Raw genomic sequence first — 19,412 nt, forward strand, 5'->3', positions numbered from 1 at the left:
CATTGCTCAAAGGAGAAGTACCACTACAACAGTTGGTACTTCTTCTTCATTTCCTGATAGACCATTGTTGACACCTGACGAATCACATTGCCTCTGGCCATCATCCAGTTACCGTAATCCGTGGCCTTGGAGCTTCTCTCGATAATGCCGACAATGGCATAGGGATGGCGGTTTCCTTTTTTTGTCTTAGGAACCAGAATGCCCATGTCGCCGATGAGGTGGCCTGTTGACCCCGTCTTGTTATACACCAGAGTCCCCTGAGGGATTGCAGTACCGTGATACAACCGATCGCGTCCCGGCAACGCCATAATCCGTCGTATTTCCTTGTCATAGGGTAGTTCGTTGTTCCAGAGAGCCCGAAGAAAACGGATGTAATCGGAAGGTAGGGCACTGTTGCGATAGGTTCTGCCACCAGCGGGAATATATTCCTGAATGTTTGTATTCTTGAAAATATGCCGATAATTGGCAAGAAGAATCTTCTCACAGGCAGCTGGCCCGCCGACCTGCCTCATAACCCAGTTTGTGGCGGTGTTGCTGCTGCGCTGGATCATCGCTTCCATCATCTGACGCGATTTGGAGCCATATTTCAATTTTCCTCGCTTCACCTGGTGAAAATAGGCAAGCGCGACAAATGGTTTGATCATGCTGGCTGCCTGAAATACCTGATTGGCATTGATGTTGACCAGGTTACGGTCATTTTCAAGGTCATAGACCATCCAGCCTGTTTTCTCGTCGCTCCTGATTTTTCCAGAGCTTCGAAGACGTTTAATCAATTGCTCAACATTTCGCTCAAATGAAGTGGCTGAGTTTTCTCCTGCAAGTTCAGATGCGCGTTTATCCGCCTTACCTTTTTTGGCCGCAACTATGTTTTTGACTGTGGATTTGGTAAGAACAACGATCTCTTCCGGGGTATTTTCATTTGCTGCAGCCGAGGTTGAGGTTTCCTCCGAATTGGTCGCATCGTTACTGGCCGCTTCAACACTCGACTCTTCCGCCTGACCATCCTTGGCACCTTCATCACTGGCAACAAGTGTCTCGCCGGAATCATTTAACAAACTTGATTCACCGTATACGATCTCGTTATTATTTTCCGGGGTTATAGAGGTCCGTATTTTGAGTTTTTTGAGTAGCTTGGCATGGGCAGTGGCGATCTCCATGGTCTCTATCCGATCACCCCGCTTACGATATATCAGGGTATAGTTGTTAGCATTGGTTTTTTCAATGTACAGGTTTTTTCCAACATCTTTACCGAGATACTTGTAAATGAGATCATAGGTTTTCTTTAATGAGTCACGATGCGGGCCAAGACCATAGCTGACGTTGTAGAGACGGTGATACCCCTCATCCTTGATAGCCCAGGCCTCTTTCAACCCAGCTTTACGAAGAATTTCTCCATGCCGGGCGAACTCCTGCATAACGTCTCTTGCTGAACCGTTGGTGTCATAAATAACACCATACTCGTCGCCTTTACCGACAATTTTCAGTCGATTGGAGACATCATCATCAAAGAGTTCTTCTAGTTGATCTTTGTAATCGAGAACACTCTCGATATCTTTGTCCCAGATATATACCAGGTCATATCGCTCAGCTGCGCCAAAAGCGCTAGCGGTGGCTACTAAAACGAGGAGGAAAGCTGCAAGAAAATAACGAACTGATAACAACTTGATACTCATGAGGAAGAAAATCCCTGCTTAAATCTGTGATAGTTTTGAGACCCAGAAGACATTGCCAATGTATGCGGACAAGCCACGACTAGAATTGAGGTTCTTAGTAAGCGTAACCAAAATATGTTACCACGGTCGTTTCCACCAGTTCAATGTTAAATATCAAGGTTTTCAGGAAACCTTGACTATTCGTCAGGAGTGGGTCATTTTTTTCCAAACTGTGGTTACAACTGGTTGTAAATTTCGAAGAGCCTCTTAAAATCCGAGTTCTTTCAGAAACCGCTCATCCTCAGACCATTTTTTCTTCACCTTCACCCAGAGTTTCAAGAGAACTTTATTATCGATTAAGCGTTCTATATCTTTTCTGGCTGCAGTGCCAATTGACTTCAATTTTGCCCCGCCTTTACCTATGACGATCCCTTTCTGGGAGTCACGCTCAACAACGATTGTCGCATGAATCGTCACCAGATGTTTGACCTCATCCTCTTTGAAAGATTCAATGGTAACGGCGGTTGAATAGGGAATCTCCTTGCCTGTTTGAAGAAAAACTTTTTCCCGGATAATCTCTGCCACCAGGAACCGCTCCGTTGAATCAGTAGGGATATCTTCAGGAAAATACCTTGGCCCCATTGGCAAAAGGTTGAGAATTTCCGTAAGCAGCCGATCGGTGCCATCACCGTTCAGAGCAGACAACGGCACCACAGCCTTAAATGGAAAGAGAGAGGAGTAGGCGGCAATCATCGGCAGGAGTTTCTCTTTTCCCAGGAGATCGACCTTGTTCAGCACCATGATAGCCGGGCAACGTACCTGCTGCATGATTGCGGTCAACTCTTTTTCTTTTTCCTCCTTCAGCTTCTCAGGAATCGGAAGTGAAATATCGACGAGGAAAAGTACGATATCAACCTCGGACAAGGAATCCATGGCAATGCGAACCATCTCTTGATTGAGCGGCACCCTCGACTTATGCAAGCCAGGGGTATCAAGCAGGACAATCTGATAATCGTCATCATTGACCACCCCGAGAATACGGTTGCGAGTGGTCTGAGGTTTAGGGGTAACGATGGAAATTTTCTGCCCTAGCAGGCAATTCATCAACGTTGATTTGCCGGCATTGGGAGGACCAACAATGGCGACCATTCCGGATTTAACCGGTTTTCCGAACATATCCATAGATACAATAAGCAAATGTAAGATTAATTGAGAAAATACAGTGCTTCAAAACGCGTTTCACACTATAGTTGTTGTCATTGTCTGAGGTTGCGAGCAACCGCAGTGTCAAGGTATTATAAACAATTTTCCCCAGAAAAGGTTTGTCCCCTTCGGGTCCTCACGAGGTTAGCATGATTCAATCAGGAAAGCTCATCGAATATCTCGATAACGGCAAGTTCATCTGTGGCTTCGTCACAGAGGCGCAGCCGAAGCGAGTTCGCCTGATCAATCAGAACGGTCGTGAAGTCTTGTTGCCAATCTCACGCATAGTCCATTGTTCTCGCGAAAATCACACTGTCGATCTCGACCGTGAAATACTTATCCGGGCATTAAAAGAGACCACGGAAAAGCGCAACAACCTGATGGGGCAGATTTCTCTTGAAGAAATATGGGAATTGACATCTGAAGAGAATGTCAATTCATTTCAGCCGGAATTCCTTGCAGAGCTCTCGTTCGGCCAGGAATTGGACGATGACATCTTCGCCGCTTTTTTGCGCTGCATATTCTTTGACAAACTCTTTTTCCGTTACAAAGAAGGGCTGATAAAGGTTCATAGTGCCGAGCAGGTTGAACAACTTCGCCAGCAACGTGAAAAGGAGATGTTAAAAGCTGAGCTTATCCTTAAAGGAGCTCAGACCATAAAGGATATCCTTCAGCATGGCTCCGCCCTTCAGGAAACCACCCGCTGGCAGGAAGAGTGCTTAAAACTTATACGCGATTACTACCTCTTTGCCAATGAAGCAGAGAATGCAGATATCGCCCGCCACATGTTAAAAGAGGCCGGTCTCGTCGGGCCACACGATGCCTTTGACATTCTGGTAAAAGCCGGCGTGTGGAGCAAAAATGAGAACATTCCCCTACTGCGCTCCAGTCAGCCGGTTGGTTTCAGCCTTCCAGCCAGGCAGCAGGCGGAAAATATCCTGCAGAGCCGCCAGGAAGAACTCTTCGCCGACAAGGGACGCCTGGATCTCACTCATTTACGCCCGATCACTATCGACGGGGCAACAACCCTCGATTTTGACGACGCCTTAACCATCGAAAAACACGATAACAACTATCTTGTTGGAATTCACATCTCGGATGTCGCCCACTATGTCCGGCCTGGAGATCCACTCTTTCAGGAAGCGATGCAACGTGGCACCTCTATCTATTTTCCCGAAGGTCAGATCCCGATGCTGCCGCGCCATCTCTCCCAGGGTATCTGTAGCCTGATCCAGGGAGAAACCCGTGCAACCTTCAGCTTTATTATTCTGCTCTCGGAGGAAGCTGAGGTCCTGCGGGTTCGGGTAACACCATCGATTATTCGGGTGGCACGACGTCTCACGTATGAAGAGGCGGACAAAATCATTGACACAGATGAAGAGCTTCGGCTGCTCAACATGCTCAAGAAGAAGCTGCGCCAGAAACGGCTTGATCATGGCGCCCTGCTACTGCCTTTTCCTGATGTGAATATTTTTATAGATTTAGGTGGTAAAGTGCATGTCAGTCTCGGTAAGACCGACACGCCTGCACGAACCCTCATTTCCGAAATGATGATCCTGGCCAATAGCGAAGCAGCCCGTTATATCTCCGACAGGATGGTGCCCGGTCTTTTTCGCTGCCAGCCACCACTTCGACAACGGATCGTCCACGGCGAAGATGACGATCTGTTTCTTAACATCCGGCAGCGAAAGCAGCTGCCACGAGGTGAATTGCTCACCGAAGCAAATCCGCACAGTGGTCTCGGGGTTTCCCATTACACTACGGTCACATCTCCCATCCGCCGCCTGCTGGACCTGGTCATGCAACACCAACTCCACTCCGTGGCGCGCCGTCGTGAACCCTGCTTTACCAGCGACATGTGCCGGGACTTCTCCACCGTCATCACCCGCACCCTGACCGCTGCCAACAATGTCAAGCAGCAGCGGCATCGTTATTGGCTACTGAAATATCTTCAGGAAAGGAAGGGCCAGTTGATCAACGCTCTGGTGATCGAATCAGGGCCGAAACGGGTCAATATGGTGCTCACTGACCTGCTGATGGATGTCGATCTTGCCACTCCGGCCGGTTTCAAGCCGCAACCCGGCTCGATGGTCAAGCTTCGGATAACGAGAGTCTCCCCTCTCGACAACACCGTGAAATTCGACTGGTAGGAACACTCCGCCCCCTTCCACTGCTCAGCGACCTTCTTTCTGACTCGTGTCTCGGTCAGTTTTAATTTTCACCTGAGACTTCTCGTTGAAACCTTTTGCCTGGTCGCCACAATCCATGATGAGGATGCTACCCTCTTTTTTCACCACTTCACATCTGGCACTGGCGCCATGAACGATCTTCGACGACGAGAACATGACAAGCAAAAGACAGGAACACGTCAGAATTTTCATACGGGTCTCCAATAGAGTTGATTCACTATCTATCCACGTCTACTTATAGCGCTCATTAGTGTTTTCGTGAACGCGACATTGGCCGATTTCACTCGACATCGGACCCGACATGGCCATTGAAATGTGATACCACCCTTGAATTTTTCACTCAGGACTTTCGCGGAAATACGCCTGTTGGTATAGTTGTATTCATTAAGATTTATCCATTCCCTTAACCCGAAACAAGATCATGGCCGAAATGCAACAACAGGGCGTGATGGCGATGGTGAAAATCGACGGGGACAAGGTCAAGCTGCTACGTGAACAGAAAGGCTTGACCCAATTGTATGTTGCCACCGTCGTCCAGGTCACCACTGATACCATCTCACGCTGGGAAAATAAACGTTACCCCGCCATCAAAAAGGAAAACGGATTGCGTCTCGCCGAGGCGCTTGAAGTTGATCTTGAAGAGATCCTCAAAATCGATGAGGAGCCTGAAGAACCGGCAGATTCTGTCCTGTCATCTTCCGTGCCAGGCGGTGGGAGCCGGATACCACCTTTAAAATCACATTTGCCGCTTCTGGCCAGCGTATTTGCGGGAGCGACCCTTGTCATCGGTGTCGTAGGTTATTTTTTTCTGTACCAGGAGAAACCGTTCAATATTAGTGCCAAACGTTTCATCCCTTTACAGTGCACTGCCGGCCAACCGTTTCCGGTGGCAATAGAGGTCGCCATTGAGAGTAGTGGCCCACTTGCTGTGATTGTGAAAGAGCAACTCCCGAAAGGTATGACGATCAAGACTTCAGAGCCGCCCCTACCCTCTAACGGCCCCAAAAACAGCTCTCTGAAATGGCTGAAAAAGGCGGAAGGAAAAGCGCTCTTTACCTATATCGCCACACTTTCTCAATCGTTAACCGCTGATCAACCACTCAACGGTTCGGTTGCAACTGGCAACGATGGTGGAAAATCTTTTCCCATTACCGGTCCATCAACCATTCAGCTCACCACGTTTCACTGGGCTGACAGCGACGGAGACAACATTATCAGCGACCAGGAAATTCTCACTGTCTACGACCAATATGGGGATCTTGAAAAGCTCGGTATCGATGTCGATCTCATAGAGGAGATCTGGCTTGGCTCAGGTTATCGTTGGAACGAAAAGAAAAAGACGTACGAGATATTGCCATGAAAGCGTCGAGAACTGTCACACCAACAATCTGTTTAGGTCAACTTGATCGCACTGCAGTTTTGGTGCTCACCCTCCTGACCTTCGTCACACTGATCAGTGCCTATGGAGCCGCACTCGCTGCCGAACCAGTCAGTGCCAGTTACCTTGGAGTATCCGGCGATACGGTCCGCCTGCGGGTTACCATTGGTTCACCGGCTCCGCAAAACCTGATCCTTGAACAATATCTCCCCCCTGGGGCACAAATGATTGGGTCTTCACCGTCTGCCAGGCAGGTGAAAAACTCTGGGGTGGTGAAATGGCTGTTTAAAAACATATCTCCCGGTAACATCGACGTGTCCATGCGGGTATCTCCTCCCGCTGCCGCAAAAAATGTTGGCGGCACAATTAGATATCGCATGCCAGGCGGAGGCAAAATGCAGGAATTACGCATTTCGTATTGATACTTACCGTCAGCGAAGGTTCGATCTGTGATAACAGTGCATCACCAAAAGCACACCTGCGCAAATCCCTGCCCCATCAACAGCATTCATCTCAACATTCACACACCTCAACTCGCTAAGGTGTCATTTTTTTGCAACAAAAAGAAGTCGCAGGCCAAGTAAGCAGAGCGAGAGCCCCATCAGCCTCTCAAACCAATGGCCGACCCGGCCAAAAAGATGACGAACACGTTCCTGGCCAAACAACATGGAAACCATGGAAAACCATAGGGCAGTGGCCATGGCCATATATATACCATAGAGAAATTGGATAAATATTGGTGTCTCCGGCGAAATAACCACGGTAAAGAGAGATAGAAAAAAAAGGGTTGCTTTCGGATTCAGGCCATTAGTGAGAAATCCCGTCCAGATTGCCTTCATCGGAGTCGGTAGCTGGTCATTTACTCGTTCGGTAAAAGTGAGTGAAACCTTTTTCGTACGCATAGCTTTAAACCCGATAAACATCAGGTATCCAGCCCCGGCCATCTTCATTATGGTGAAAAGCATGATGGATTGTGAGACGATAAGGCCAATGCCGAGAAGCGAATAGAACACGTGAATCATTATGCCCATCCCCACCCCGAAACTTGTGTATAGGGCGGTTTTGCGCCCGTAGGTTATTGACTGGCGAACCACTATCGCAAAGTCCGGTCCTGGACTGGCAACAGCGAGCAGGTGGACAAGGGCGACGGTTAAAAACTGGCTAATATAAAGTGATATCATGTCGTACACTGTTTTATACAAGAAAAGAGTTACATGTTTCCGTCCGAAGATGCGCTATGCTTTGGCTTGAATCTCTTGTTATGTTTCCAATAGAAGCAGTGGTGAACACCTGGTTTAACCACGTATGGCATATTTCCAAAATCAACTTTCTGCCAACAACGTCCTATGAACAGCGAAGCCGACTCCTCTTCCCAAGCTGCACCATCTAATGAGAAAATCTCCCGCCTACTCGCTTTTGCAAAGAGCATTGGTGCCACCAAAGCTGCGATGTTAGACCCTCGTGAGGTGCGGGTTGAGAATCGGCTCGCCGGCTTTTGTAAAAGTCCAAAATGTCCGCATTTTGGACTTTCCATGAGCTGTCCTCCACATATTTCAGGACCTGGCGGTATGAGAAAGCTTCTGGAAAAATGTTCATATGTCATGGTCATTCGGATTGAAGTCGACAGCGACTCTCTGCACGGCGAAGACCGTCCATCCGTCATGCGGCTCCTCCACGAAATATCAGCCACTGTTGAACAAGAGGCTATCCGACTTGGGTTTTCAGAAGCATACGCATTTGCAGGAGGTTCCTGCAAAATGAGTTTTTGTGCTTCCCATGAACAGTGTGCTGTACTTTCCGGGGAGGGTAACTGCCGAAATCCTGACGCCGCCCGTCCCTCCATGTCCGGTTTTGGTGTTAATGTCGGTGCGCTCATGCAGGCTGCCGGTTGGTCAACGTCTCTTTTTACCGAGAAAGATGATACAGGTGTCAGCCAATCCGCATGGGTTGCCGGACTGATACTACTTTATCGCTGATATTTCACTCTGCGCTAACAATATACTATTTTCATGTAATTTCTGTTTCCAAATCAGACCCGATATCGCCCCCGTGTCGTCCCCACAGCGCCCCGTTTCTCCTGATGTCCTCTATGATTGTCGCCAATAACAACCTATAAAAAAGTCATCGACACCCAATGAGGATCAAAACTATCTGATTCTACTATTGCAGTATCTCATTGCCTATCATCATGTAGAGATGAAGGCACCACCCAAGGAGGTAGACAATGAAACGTGTACAGATGATGTTATTGGCCATTTTTATTAGTTTTGTCAGCATCACCAATGTTAATGCCGGCGACAAGGCGGTGGGCGGGCTACTCATCGGAGCAGGAAGTGGTGCTATCATCGGTTCAGCGGCCGGTCAAAATACGGAGTCATTGCTCATTGGCACTGCCATCGGCGGAGCAGTTGGCTATGCCATCGGCAACAGTATGGAACATCCATCTCATGTTGTCTATCAGAACACCTACCGTAGACCGGTTGTTACCCACTATCATGAATATCGCCCCCGTGTTTACTATCATCGCAAGCCTGTTCATAGCTATGGAAATCCATATAAGCCACGATACAATTATGGCAGGCACGATACCAATTGCCGCGAAACGGTATCATACAAAAAAGATAGAGGAAGGGTGAGCAAGGTTGTTAAAACAACCTGCAATACACCGCGACTATACGACCGTGATAATAGTCGTTCCAGGTGGCACAGGTAATATTTGTGCATTTTCAGATCATTTCATTTCCTATTTTCACATAATAACAATATATTGACAGATATCTACACTCTTCCCAGCACGACATCTCGCCCGCATGCTGGCACCCGGTAAGGTGACCGGGTGCCAGCACACCATCTTGTGCAACAACAACCCATTACGTATCTTTTTGTCCAGCATATTTGAAAAGGTATGGTATTATGAGAGAAATACAACAATTCCATCATCTCATATATTCATTGCATATCATTGCCTTAAAAAATGAAAATAAGCCACAGCTCACAGTTTCTCGGTCGTTGCATCAATGATACCCTCGCAGGCTTGAGGGAAGGACTTTCCCGTTTTTCTGGGAAAAGCAGAAGTGCCGTTATTTTCTGTCTGGATGAATGCGACGATCTACACATATGTGATCCTCAAAATCTTCTGCGTGGCTACGAACCCAAAATAGAAGACATTTATCTCAAAAACACCGACTGGCGAGGTGAATCCTACCACCGGTATGACCGAAAGCTTTTTAACCATATCGATCCGGTAGAAAACCTGAAGCTTGACGGCCTGATCAGTTATGGCGGCCGATCCGGGGCAGTCTATTACCAGATGTGGTTCACCGAGCATCATCCGGACATGTGCTCCATCGGCCCCACTGAACGATGGCTTGAACACGCAGTTCTACGATTTTCCCACGATATCGCCAATGAGAGCAAACTCTATACCGGCATCTCCGGATCTTTTTTGCGTGAATATACAACCCATGCCGTACGCGACTTCATCGTTGATTGTGTCAACCTCAGGCTAGGAATCGATTCGCACATCAGGATTTACCAAGTTCTCGAATCGGTGCTTGGAATTTCCAAGACCCCCGAGGAAGGAGCCGTTCCCCAAGGCGAGTTGATGTTTGTTGAGCCACGATTGCTTGATCAGCTCAACTTTATTGCTCGTTTTCGCGACGACCAGCAACCACAGCTGAATCATCACAAACATATTAGAAAACTGCTGCTTTCCGTCGAACATTCAAGCCACAAGCTTGTCTCAAACGGCTCGCGTATACTCGGAATCTGCGATGGGCATTTACCCCAGTTTTGCCTCATTGCCGATTTTCAGGGTAAGCTCGGTTTCCTTCGCTTTAACAGCGAATTGGTCTGCAGTTTTGAAGACGGCAGTTTCAGTTCTTCAACCCATCGGGCCAAACTGTTTGAAGTAGAAGAAATTCTGCTCGATTACAATCTCGACACCACTGCCCGTAACAATCTTTTCCAAGTTGTCGCAGCCCTGGTCCATAACGCAGAAACCAACGGTTTTGGGTGCACCCTTGTTGTGGATCTGGAAGATGAATATTCCCCGCTTTCAGGCCAGTTGCTTGAGACGCCAATAGACCTCCAGCAACCTGATCGACTGGCCCTGGCAGCCGGACTGTCAAAAACCGATGGCGGGTTGCACATTCGAAGTGATATCCGTTTACACGGATTTGCATGCCTGCTGGACGGCATCAGTATCCCAGGAGAAGATCGCGCCCGTGGCGCACGATATAACAGTGCTCTCCGCTTTACTGCAATCCGCCGAAATACCATCATCGTCGTGGTATCCTCTGACCGACCAGTCTCCGTTATCTATCGTGGTGTGGAAGTCCGAAAACGCCACAGTTTTACCCATAAGGAGCGATGCTCACTTTTCCCAGAGCCTCTCAGCGACTGGCTGATTGCAGACGAATAAGAGAGCAGCGACAGCAGCTTTCTCGTGCTCTCATAAACGTAAAAGAAAAGGCTGCAAAGAGGACATTTGCCTTCTTTGCAGCCTTTTCAACTTCTCTATCAAAAAAGAGTGATTTCGATTGATCAGTCTTCAAGGACCCATTCAGGGATATGGTGCAGAATATAATTCTGAACAGCCTCCTTGAGCTGACTTTTGTCAACCTGCCCCACGGCCTTCATGGTGTCTTCAAAATCAAACCAGCACATCGGCTGATCCTCATGGTTATATACGGTGAGTACCCTTCTTTGCGGCTCATCAATGTCCTCTTCTTCCTGAATTGCCGCTACCAGATTCATCGCTTGCTCAAGGCTCAGAAATTTTATCTGCTCATCGCTCATATCAACACCTCCAAACTGAAAAAGGCGAGTAGGAATCACTCCCTCTCGCCTTTTTATTGTAACTGTAAACCGGATCAGGCTGGTTTAACCACAGCCCCGGAACGGATGCAACGGGTGCATACCCGTGCGCGTTTTACACCACCTGCACTGGTCATCATACGAACATTCTGAAGATTCGGCAGCCAACGCCGTCTTGTCTTATTATGTGCGTGAGAAACATTATTTCCGGTGATCGGTCCCTTGCCACAGATTTCGCATACCTTAGCCATTGTCTTTTCTCCTTATATACCATTTCTTGCCGGTTTTCATACAGCCGTTAAGAAATGAAAAAGTGTGTGTGTGAAATGTTTATTGTCCAGAACTGTGTCTAATACCTTGTTTAGCAGGCGAAAGCAAGATTTTTCCGGCTTCTTGGCAGAATAAAATACTCCCCGCTCCATGCATGGTAGAGTACATTATATCTGGATTATTTAAAAGTTGAACCTATTCTCTTGACAGAGACTGGAGCGATGAAGTTAACCGTCATGCACACATTTGTAAGGAAGATAACGCTGTGAGCTATGAAAGTCCAACAATCCGCCCCCCGAGTGAATGGCGCAGCGGGTTACTTCGCGTAACGCGAGGTTGCAACTGGAACCGCTGCCGGTTCTGTGGCATCTACCCCCATCTTGGGCAGCCCGATTATTCAATTCGTCCCTTAGAAGAAATTTTCGACGATATCCGCCTTTTAGCTGAAAAACGCCCGGATATTGAAACGCTCTTCCTCGGTGATGCCGATCCTCTCAGCGCCGGCACAAAGACAATGCTTCGAGTTCTGGACGAGGTAAAGAAACAATTCGATCCCACACGAATTACAAGCTATGCCAGATTTTCCACACTCTATAAACTTGGCATTGTAGAGCTCGGAACCCTTGCCAAAGCAGGTTTGTCGAGAATCCATATGGGCCTTGAATCCGGTGATGAAAAGATCCTCATTTTTCAAAGGAAAGGTCAGAATGCCAAGATGGTACGCACTGTTGCCTCATGGCTGAAGGAATGTGATATTGAGCTCTCCGTCTATGTCCTGCTTGGACTCGGAGGGCAGGAACGCTGGCAGAAACATGCCAGGGAAACAGCATTACTGCTTAACGATATCCAACCGGATTATATTCGTATCCGCCGGCTCTTTGTCTACCCTGCCGCACCTGATGGGTCCCCACCCTGCCCCCTCAGCAGGGAGATATCTGACGGACTGTTTACCGAACAGAGCCCGGAAGGAACCATTCTCGAACTGGAAATGTTACTTGATCTGCTGGAACCTATGAACGCATTTTTCACCTGTGACCACAGTAACAATTACCTCAACATCTCCGGTCAACTCGATACAGATAAAACGGAAATGCTCCAGGAGGTTCGTACCTTCCTTTCCCTCCCTGAAAAGCAGCGCAACCAACGATATCAAAGGACGGGCTCTGGTATCTAGATCTATTCGTAAAATCTATTCAGGCATCTCTTTAATTCGCAGCGTAGCTGCTATTCTTCAATCGGTCGTAAAGATACCAGAATAGTTTCCCCTTCTACCCGTAAGCCATATTTCCTGAGTGGTAATGAATCATGGTTAAGACATTCGCCGCTTGCCAGATCATACATCCACTGGTGTCGGGGACAGGTTGCCACGGTGCCGCGGAGTTCCCCAGTAGTGAGGTCCGCCCCCTGATGTTTACAAGATGCCTCTATTGCCAGAAAGCTTCCGTCTTCCAGTTGCAATATGGCCACTTTTTTTCCAAGAAGTGTGTAAGACTTGATCCTGGTCGTGGCAAAATCAGCTACTCTTGCAATCTTAACATAGTCCACTCTTTATTTCTCCGGTTTGAGGTTTCAAGAAATGCCTACCTGCCACATCGTGACACATAACTTCCCCCTGTTTTTGAACGCGTTACCTAACGAAACAATAATGAGATTGACTGAACCCCATGACCAATTATAATTGTATGACATGAGAAGAGCCAAAGCTCGCTAAGCTGCACGTGCACTACGCTGCAGCACGCTTTTTCATTGCAATCATCCCTTTGGCATGGTAGCTACCTTACAGTTCGTTTTAACAATTATTCTCACCAATAGGTAGTCCATGAATAACCGAAGTCAAGTCTGGAAATTTTTCAGTTCTGTCCAGCTCGCCATTTTTACCCTCTCCGCCATTTCTCTCACGTCTATTATCGGTACGATAGTTCCCCAGGATCGATCGTTCGCTTTTTATGTCGAAGAATATGGTGAGGTTACCGCTCGTTTTTTTCAGGTTCTCGACATTCCTGATATGTATACATCCTGGTGGTTCCTCACACTCCTTGGACTTTTGAGTGCCAACCTCATTGTCTGCTCTATTGATCGATTTCCTCTTGCCTGGAAACAGGTCACTCTTGATCAGACCAGCCTCAGTAAGGATCGTCTGGAAAAAATGGCCTATACCCACGTCATCCGCAATGCATCCTCAACACTCGCCACTACGCTTGAGAATGCTTTGAAAAAGGGAGGCTGGAAAATAGCCAAGAAAGAGACGAAGGATGGAGTAATTACCGCGGCGCAGAAATATGGATGGAGCCGGACCGGAGTCTATATCGTTCATGCGTCAATCCTCGTTATATTTGCCGGCGCAATAGTCGGTCACTTCTTTGGTTTCAAGGGGAGCGTCTTGATTCCCGAGACCAAAGATACTGATAAGGTCTACGCCTCCAAGACCCAGGCACCCCTAGCCCTAGGCTTTACCGTACGTTGTGACAAGTTTGACATTGAATTCTACGATAACGGTATGCCAAAAGAATACACCTCCCGCCTTACCGTTTTGGAAAATGGTAAGGAAGTTTTAGTCAAAGACATTGAGGTGAACCATCCCCTGCAATATAGGGGCATGACCTTTTATCAGTCGAGCTATGAAGGCTACCGTGATTTCCTGATTACGTTGACCAGTACCACTGACAAGAGCACCAAAACATTCATAGCCCCTTTCCAGCAGCAGATCAAATGGGAGGGAAAAGATATCACCATGGGGATCGTCAATGCTGAAGCTCTCCGGGATCGAGTTGTTCGCATGAAGGTGTGGATTAAATCTAGCCAGAATCAGCCCATTACAATTATGGTCGACCCTCAAAAGCCGTATTCTCTTGAAGAGAACGGCTTGCCTTATACAGTCTCGGTTAAACAGATGTATGCTACCGGGCTTCAGGTTGCCAAGGACCCTGGAGTCGTACTTGTCTATATTGGCTGCTTTCTTATGATGGTCGGTCTCTATATCGCTTTTTTCATGTCGCACCGACGGATCTGGATTCTCACCAGTACTGGAGAATCCACTGACCTGTTAATTGCCGGGACCACCAATAAGAATAAGCTCGGCTTTGAGAAAACCTTCACTGAATTGCTCCAGAGCATTACCAATACGAATGGATAGCTTCTGGTGCACACATCTTGATGACAAGCCACAAAGTACACAGGTCGATTTAGTAGTTCCTGACCAGCAATAATATGGAGTCTCACGAATGGACAGTTCTCAACTACTTGGTATAACCACATTTACCTATCTTTTTTCCACTCTCCTTTATGTCGCTATTTTTGTGTTCAAAGCGGAGCGGCTGGAGAAAGCAGCAACTGCTTTTACGGTAATTGCCCTCCTCATCCAGACTGCTGGCATAGCACTCAGGTGGGTTGAATCCTATCAGATGGGAATTGGTCACGCGCCCCTTACCAATATGTATGAGTCGGTGGTGTTTTTTGCCTGGACCATTATCGCACTGTATCTCATTATCGAATGGAAATTTAAGACCAGGATGATCGGGGCTTTTGCTGTCCCGTTTGCCTTTCTTGCCATGGCCTACGCCTCATTTTCCACTGATATCTCGAAAAGCATCAGCCCCCTGGTTCCTGCATTGCAATCTAACTGGCTGATTGCCCACGTGGTAACCTGCTTTATCGGCTATGCCGCTTTTGCTGTCGCTGCAGGCCTCGGAGCCATGTACCTGTTAAAAGATAAGAGTGGGAACAACTCTTTACTGGAACGATTGCCTCCACTGAAAGTGATTGATGATATTACTCACAAGACCATGGTTTTCGGTTTCATCTGGCTCAGCGCCGGCATAATCACCGGTGCCGTCTGGGCAAATTCTGCCTGGGGAACCTATTGGAGTTGGGATCCAAAAGAAACCTGGTCCTTGATAACATGGTTCATATATGCACTGACACTCCATGCACGTTACACCCGGGGATGGGACGGAACCCGCATAGCCTGGCTAGCACTTATTGGCTTTATTTCCGTTATCTTCACCTATTATGGTGTAAACTTCCTTCTTTCAGGGCTGCATAGCTACGGTTCTAACTGATAATAATCTATCACAGCGTAGTACTTATTTCGGGAGCAAACACAAACATTTAAGCTATTTGACAATTGACTGCGAACGCAGTATAAATAAGGGCATTCAAGACAACTACGAAACAGATATCAGTTGTTGTCCGTATCGCATTGCAGCATGGGACAACAGTTTGCATTCTCGCTCCGATGGCGTTTAGCACACTCTTGCAACTGACTGTCATCGGTTTCATGTATTTCTCAACAACCATTTTTCAACACACGCAGAGAGGAAAGATCATGATCAAAAAGGCCCTAATTACCGCTGCTGCAGTTGCATTCCTTCTTGGTGGCATCGCCGCAGTAAGCAGTGCTGATGCCGGACCGGAGGAAATTACTCTTGAGACCACCGGTTCTGCTAAGCCAAAACCAGCTTTTTTTCCGCATAAAGCACATCAGGCCGCATTTGCATGTGCTGAGTGTCACCACGGTATGGCTGACGGCAAGCAGGTACCTTATACAGAAGGCATGGAAATCGGCAAATGTGAGTCCTGCCATAATGGTGATGTACTCGCGGGCAAAACTGCAGGTAAAGAAAAACTGGATACTTTCAAAGGTGCAGCTCACGCCAACTGTCTTGCTTGTCACAAAGAAGTAGCTGCCAAGGATGAGGCCAAGAAAGATCTGAAATCCTGCAAGACCTGCCACAAATAATTCTTTGACTCCCAGCTAACTTTTGGATCAAACAAAATGGGCGTTCCCTATATCGGGAACGCCCATTTTTCATTTCACCCCTGAGACATGATCAGGTTTGTAGCCGGTTGTTCAACACTTGCAGCAAACCGGCTAAAACGTCATTAGAAAAAACCGAACATCTTTAGCCAATTTTAGAAATATCACCAATCTTCAAAATGAGCTCGCCGATTGCTGTCAATAGGTTGAGCCGATTGGTACGCACAGCAGCATCATCTGCCATAACCATAACGCTATCAAAGAAGCCGTCGACAGGCTGCTTCATTTTAAGCATCGCCTTCAGGGCTTCGCCATATTTTTGCTCGTTCAAAAGAGCAGTCATTTCAGACTGCACCTCCTGGAACATAACGTAAAGTGCCCGTTCCGCTTCTTCATTGAACAGCTCGGGAGAAACAGTTGTGTCACTGTTGTCCTTGATGATGTTCCGAATTCGCTTGTAGGACGAGGCAAGCACCTCAAATGCCTGATCATTGCGAATTGCCTGCAGGGCGCCGATTCTATCGAGAGCGTCCTTGACATTGTCAAATTCAACTGAGGTGACAGCTTCAACCACGCCTTGCTCGATCCCTTTTGCTACGCAGTCATTCACGAATCGTCCTTGAATAAAATGGACTATCGTTGCGACGGTTTTTGAACTCCCATCCACTTTATTACCGTAGAGGGCGAGAGCTTTATGGACAATCTCCTGAATGGAAATATCCCAGCCGCCATCGGCTAAAATATTCAATACCGCAAGTGAGAGTCTCCGTAATCCGAACGGGTCAGCCGTACCAGTGACCTTCTGGCCAATACCGAAACAACCGGCTATTGTATCAAACCGGTCTGCCAGGGCCACAATCGCACCTACAGTTGAGCTCGGCAAATCCGCTCCAGCCCTTTTAGGCATGTAATGCTCCTGAATAGCCAGGGCAACTTCGGTAGGCTCTTTGTCATTTTCCGCGTAGGAGGCACCCATAACCCCCTGCAGGGTGGGGAACTCACCGACCATGTCTGAAATGAGATCCGCCTTGCAGAGATGGGCTGCACGGCTGGCAAGATCTACTTTCTCCGGAGCAATTTTCTCAGCAAGTATCCGTGAAAGTTTCACCAGACGGTCAACTTTTTCCTGCATGGTACCTAACTTGGCCTGGAAAATTATGCCGTCAAGCCTGGTCCGTTTTTCCTCAAGACTACTGTCGCAATCCTTTTTGTAGAAAAACAGGGCATCCTCAAGTCGAGCTCGCAGTACACGCTGATGGCCCTTTCTTGTGATATCCGGATCTTTCACCCGGGTGTTGTTGACCGCAACAAAGCCCGGCAATAGCTCAGCCTTATTATTAATCACCGGAAAATACTTCTGGTGTTCCCGCATAGAAGTGATAAGAACTTCGTCTGGAACCTGCAGAAATTTTTCATCAAATCTTCCACAAACGCCAAAGGGCATCTCTACAAGATTAGTCACCAGATCAACAAGATCTTCATCAACTGCAACCGATGCATCACCATGCAGAGCCGATTCGGCAACCGCTTTCTTGATTTCTTCGACAACCATTGCCCTGCGAATTGCAATGTCGGCAACCACAAAATGTTTTTTCAGCAATTCCTCATAAACAGTGGCGTCTTGAACAGTAAAGGTGGTATTGGCGAGAAACCTGTGGCCTCTGGATGTGTTGGAGGAGACAATGCCGTCATGCTCCAAATCAACAATATCCTGACCAAACAAGGCCAGCAGCCACTGGATCGGTCGAGCAAAGGAATGATGATTAGCACCCCACTTCATTGATTTGGGAAAAGAAAGCTCAAACAAAAGTTCTTTTAACAGGTTCGGCAATAATGTGCTGGTATCCTTGCCTGCCATTTCCCGGACCAGCATCAGGTAGGGCCCCTTTTCAGTCTCAACCTTTTTCAGATCAGAAACCTCTGCGCCACGCGAGCGGGCAAATCCTGCAGCAGCCTTGGTGAAGTTACCATCAGCGTCGATCCCAGCCTGTGCAGAAGGTCCGATCAGCTCTTCCCGAATATCATCTTGCTTTTCGGCAACCCCTTGAACAAGGATTGCTAATCGCCTCGGTGTCCCTTTCACTTCAATCTTGCCATGCTGTATTTTCAGCTCAGCCGCTTTGCCTATAAATTTCTCCTGAAGCTGTTTGAGGGCCGGCTGGATAAAACCGGCAGGGATTTCCTCGGTCCCAATCTCATAGAGTAGATCTCGCATAGTTCTTCGATGTTAGTAAAAGTAGTTAGGGATTATTGGCTTTCGTAAAAGGCCGTGATTTCTTGAAGGCAGAATACACTTTGTAGCTTTTATGCCCTTTTCCTGAACATCTCAAGCCTTTTTACCGAAATATGCAGATTATTGGCTCCGCAGTACCGGATCACCAGCAACTCAGCCGGCAACATAGAGAAAGCAAAAAAGGAATGACTCAGGATTCGAGCATGGCAAAGGTTGAATAATCGTCACAAAGATTTTCAACGCGTACAGAGTAGTTTTTAATCTCTTTCAGATCGGATAGGCAGGTGCCTATACTGCGGGTAACAGATTCCACTGAAAGCATTTTTTGCTCGGCACTCGCAAGGGCGAGTATTTCGCCATCAATACACTTTTCAATCTCAGTTATGAGATCTTCAATCCACATAAAAGTATTGAAACGAACAGCAACTCTGGCATGGCCCCAGTTACCCATAGATCGGGGAAGTGAATTTTGCAGCGTCCTGTTGATCGGCAGAGATATTGGTACCTTGATACGAAGTTCAAGATCTGGAGAGCTATTGAGGCTGCCGCACATAACACAAGTATACTGACGGATGTTGAGTGTTTCCCCGAACCCGCCGTTACTAAGAAAATAGGGGAACTCGATTTCCATATGCGATGCTTCCGCATCAAGACGATCCTTCATTTCCTGAAGGATCTGCTGGAAATTCTGCAAATCGATTGCCCCGTGAAACTGATTGAGAATCTCTACAAAACGGCTCATATGTGTCCCCTTGAAATGATGGGGTAAATTCACATACATGTTCACCGTGGCAATAGTGTTCTGACGGCTTTTCGCCTTGTCGAGAACCGTTACCGGATATGAGACGGTTTTCACACCGACTTTCTTGATATTGATACGCCGGTGATCAATCGAACTCTGTATATCTTTCAT

General features: G+C 47.5%; 20 protein-coding genes. 10 read left to right on the top strand and 10 right to left on the bottom strand.

The genetic code is table 11. The annotated features are described in order from the left end of the window. Positions 1–23: 23 nt before the first annotated feature. Positions 24–1,673 carry a serine hydrolase gene (locus BUF15_RS05610; protein WP_073612483.1) on the bottom strand — a complete coding sequence of 550 codons (1,650 nt, stop codon included), beginning with the start codon at positions 1,671–1,673 and terminating at the stop codon, positions 24–26. 246 nt (positions 1,674–1,919) lie between these two features. Continuing rightward, positions 1,920–2,828 carry a GTPase Era gene (gene era / locus BUF15_RS05615; protein ID WP_073612484.1) on the bottom strand — a complete coding sequence of 303 codons (909 nt, stop codon included), beginning with the start codon at positions 2,826–2,828 and terminating at the stop codon, positions 1,920–1,922. Positions 2,829–3,004: 176 nt separating this feature from the next. Between era and BUF15_RS05620 the strand changes: the two genes are divergently transcribed. After that, entirely contained in the window at positions 3,005–5,005 is a 2,001-nt protein-coding gene (locus BUF15_RS05620) for a ribonuclease catalytic domain-containing protein (RefSeq protein ID WP_073612485.1), read from the top strand. 24 nt (positions 5,006–5,029) lie between these two features. Here BUF15_RS05620 and BUF15_RS05625 read toward each other — a convergent pair whose 3' ends face one another. Further along, the gene (locus tag BUF15_RS05625) at positions 5,030–5,236 is read right to left on the bottom strand and encodes a hypothetical protein (protein WP_073612486.1); all 207 of its coding nucleotides are present in this window, start codon (positions 5,234–5,236) and stop codon (positions 5,030–5,032) included. Positions 5,237–5,465: 229 nt separating this feature from the next. On the opposite strand from BUF15_RS05625, the gene BUF15_RS05630 reads away from it, so the two are divergent. Together BUF15_RS05630 and BUF15_RS05635 are read left to right on the top strand one after the other, a co-directional pair. Beyond that, positions 5,466–6,404 carry a helix-turn-helix transcriptional regulator gene (locus tag BUF15_RS05630; RefSeq protein ID WP_073612487.1) on the top strand — a complete coding sequence of 313 codons (939 nt, stop codon included), beginning with the start codon at positions 5,466–5,468 and terminating at the stop codon, positions 6,402–6,404. Further along, the gene (locus BUF15_RS05635; RefSeq protein ID WP_073612488.1) at positions 6,401–6,844 is read left to right on the top strand and encodes a hypothetical protein; all 444 of its coding nucleotides are present in this window, start codon (positions 6,401–6,403) and stop codon (positions 6,842–6,844) included. The genes BUF15_RS05630 and BUF15_RS05635 overlap by 4 nt, the downstream gene beginning before the upstream one ends. A 123-nt stretch (positions 6,845–6,967) precedes the next feature. Here BUF15_RS05635 and BUF15_RS05640 read toward each other — a convergent pair whose 3' ends face one another. Beyond that, positions 6,968–7,603 carry a LysE family translocator gene (locus tag BUF15_RS05640; protein ID WP_073612489.1) on the bottom strand — a complete coding sequence of 212 codons (636 nt, stop codon included), beginning with the start codon at positions 7,601–7,603 and terminating at the stop codon, positions 6,968–6,970. A gap of 29 nt (positions 7,604–7,632) precedes the next feature. Then, positions 7,633–7,956 carry a hypothetical protein gene (locus tag BUF15_RS27655; protein WP_234981125.1) on the bottom strand — a complete coding sequence of 108 codons (324 nt, stop codon included), beginning with the start codon at positions 7,954–7,956 and terminating at the stop codon, positions 7,633–7,635. Between BUF15_RS27655 and BUF15_RS05645 the strand changes: the two genes are divergently transcribed. The 3 genes from BUF15_RS05645 to BUF15_RS05655 all read left to right on the top strand — a co-directional run bounded on the left by BUF15_RS05645 (position 7,871) and on the right by BUF15_RS05655 (position 10,845). Further along, positions 7,871–8,398: a DUF2284 domain-containing protein gene (locus tag BUF15_RS05645; protein ID WP_234981123.1), complete on the top strand. Its 528-nt coding sequence runs from the start codon at positions 7,871–7,873 to the stop codon at positions 8,396–8,398. The genes BUF15_RS27655 and BUF15_RS05645 overlap by 86 nt on opposite strands. A gap of 248 nt (positions 8,399–8,646) precedes the next feature. Further along, entirely contained in the window at positions 8,647–9,135 is a 489-nt protein-coding gene (locus BUF15_RS05650; protein ID WP_073612491.1) for a glycine zipper family protein, read from the top strand. A gap of 261 nt (positions 9,136–9,396) precedes the next feature. Further along, positions 9,397–10,845, top strand: coding sequence for a DNA integrity scanning protein DisA nucleotide-binding domain protein (locus BUF15_RS05655; RefSeq protein ID WP_073612492.1), 1,449 nt, complete (start codon positions 9,397–9,399; stop codon positions 10,843–10,845). A gap of 122 nt (positions 10,846–10,967) precedes the next feature. Here BUF15_RS05655 and BUF15_RS05660 read toward each other — a convergent pair whose 3' ends face one another. Both BUF15_RS05660 and rpmB read right to left on the bottom strand, forming a co-directional pair. Further along, positions 10,968–11,222 carry a hypothetical protein gene (locus BUF15_RS05660; RefSeq protein WP_073612493.1) on the bottom strand — a complete coding sequence of 85 codons (255 nt, stop codon included), beginning with the start codon at positions 11,220–11,222 and terminating at the stop codon, positions 10,968–10,970. Positions 11,223–11,296: 74 nt separating this feature from the next. Further along, positions 11,297–11,491, bottom strand: a complete 195-nt coding sequence (rpmB, locus tag BUF15_RS05665; protein WP_073612494.1) for a 50S ribosomal protein L28 — start codon at positions 11,489–11,491, stop codon at positions 11,297–11,299. A 284-nt stretch (positions 11,492–11,775) separates the two neighbouring features. Here rpmB and BUF15_RS05670 point away from each other — a divergent pair, with 284 nt between their 5' ends. Next, positions 11,776–12,684, top strand: a complete 909-nt coding sequence (locus BUF15_RS05670; RefSeq protein WP_073612495.1) for a radical SAM protein — start codon at positions 11,776–11,778, stop codon at positions 12,682–12,684. A 50-nt stretch (positions 12,685–12,734) separates the two neighbouring features. Here the strand turns inward: BUF15_RS05670 and BUF15_RS05675 are convergent, their stop codons facing one another. Further along, entirely contained in the window at positions 12,735–13,055 is a 321-nt protein-coding gene (locus BUF15_RS05675; protein WP_084553542.1) for a Rieske (2Fe-2S) protein, read from the bottom strand. Between the two features lie 274 nt (positions 13,056–13,329). Between BUF15_RS05675 and resB the strand changes: the two genes are divergently transcribed. From resB to BUF15_RS05690, 3 genes are all read left to right on the top strand, one after another. Beyond that, positions 13,330–14,643 carry a cytochrome c biogenesis protein ResB gene (gene resB, locus BUF15_RS05680; protein ID WP_073612496.1) on the top strand — a complete coding sequence of 438 codons (1,314 nt, stop codon included), beginning with the start codon at positions 13,330–13,332 and terminating at the stop codon, positions 14,641–14,643. An 88-nt stretch (positions 14,644–14,731) separates the two neighbouring features. Further along, the gene (gene ccsB / locus BUF15_RS05685; RefSeq protein ID WP_073612497.1) at positions 14,732–15,568 is read left to right on the top strand and encodes a c-type cytochrome biogenesis protein CcsB; all 837 of its coding nucleotides are present in this window, start codon (positions 14,732–14,734) and stop codon (positions 15,566–15,568) included. Between the two features lie 266 nt (positions 15,569–15,834). Next, on the top strand, positions 15,835–16,248 hold the full coding sequence (locus BUF15_RS05690; protein WP_073612498.1) for a cytochrome c3 family protein: 414 nt from the start codon (positions 15,835–15,837) through the stop codon (positions 16,246–16,248). A 163-nt stretch (positions 16,249–16,411) separates the two neighbouring features. Here the strand turns inward: BUF15_RS05690 and glyS are convergent, their stop codons facing one another. Both glyS and BUF15_RS05700 read right to left on the bottom strand, forming a co-directional pair. Further along, positions 16,412–18,481: a glycine--tRNA ligase subunit beta gene (gene glyS / locus BUF15_RS05695; protein WP_073612499.1), complete on the bottom strand. Its 2,070-nt coding sequence runs from the start codon at positions 18,479–18,481 to the stop codon at positions 16,412–16,414. A 208-nt stretch (positions 18,482–18,689) separates the two neighbouring features. Further along, the gene (locus BUF15_RS05700) at positions 18,690–19,412 is read right to left on the bottom strand and encodes a GTP cyclohydrolase I FolE2 (RefSeq protein ID WP_073612631.1); all 723 of its coding nucleotides are present in this window, start codon (positions 19,410–19,412) and stop codon (positions 18,690–18,692) included.

This window comes from Desulfopila aestuarii DSM 18488, assembly GCF_900143695.1.
In the GTDB taxonomy this organism is placed as follows: domain Bacteria; phylum Desulfobacterota; class Desulfobulbia; order Desulfobulbales; family Desulfocapsaceae; genus Desulfopila; species Desulfopila aestuarii.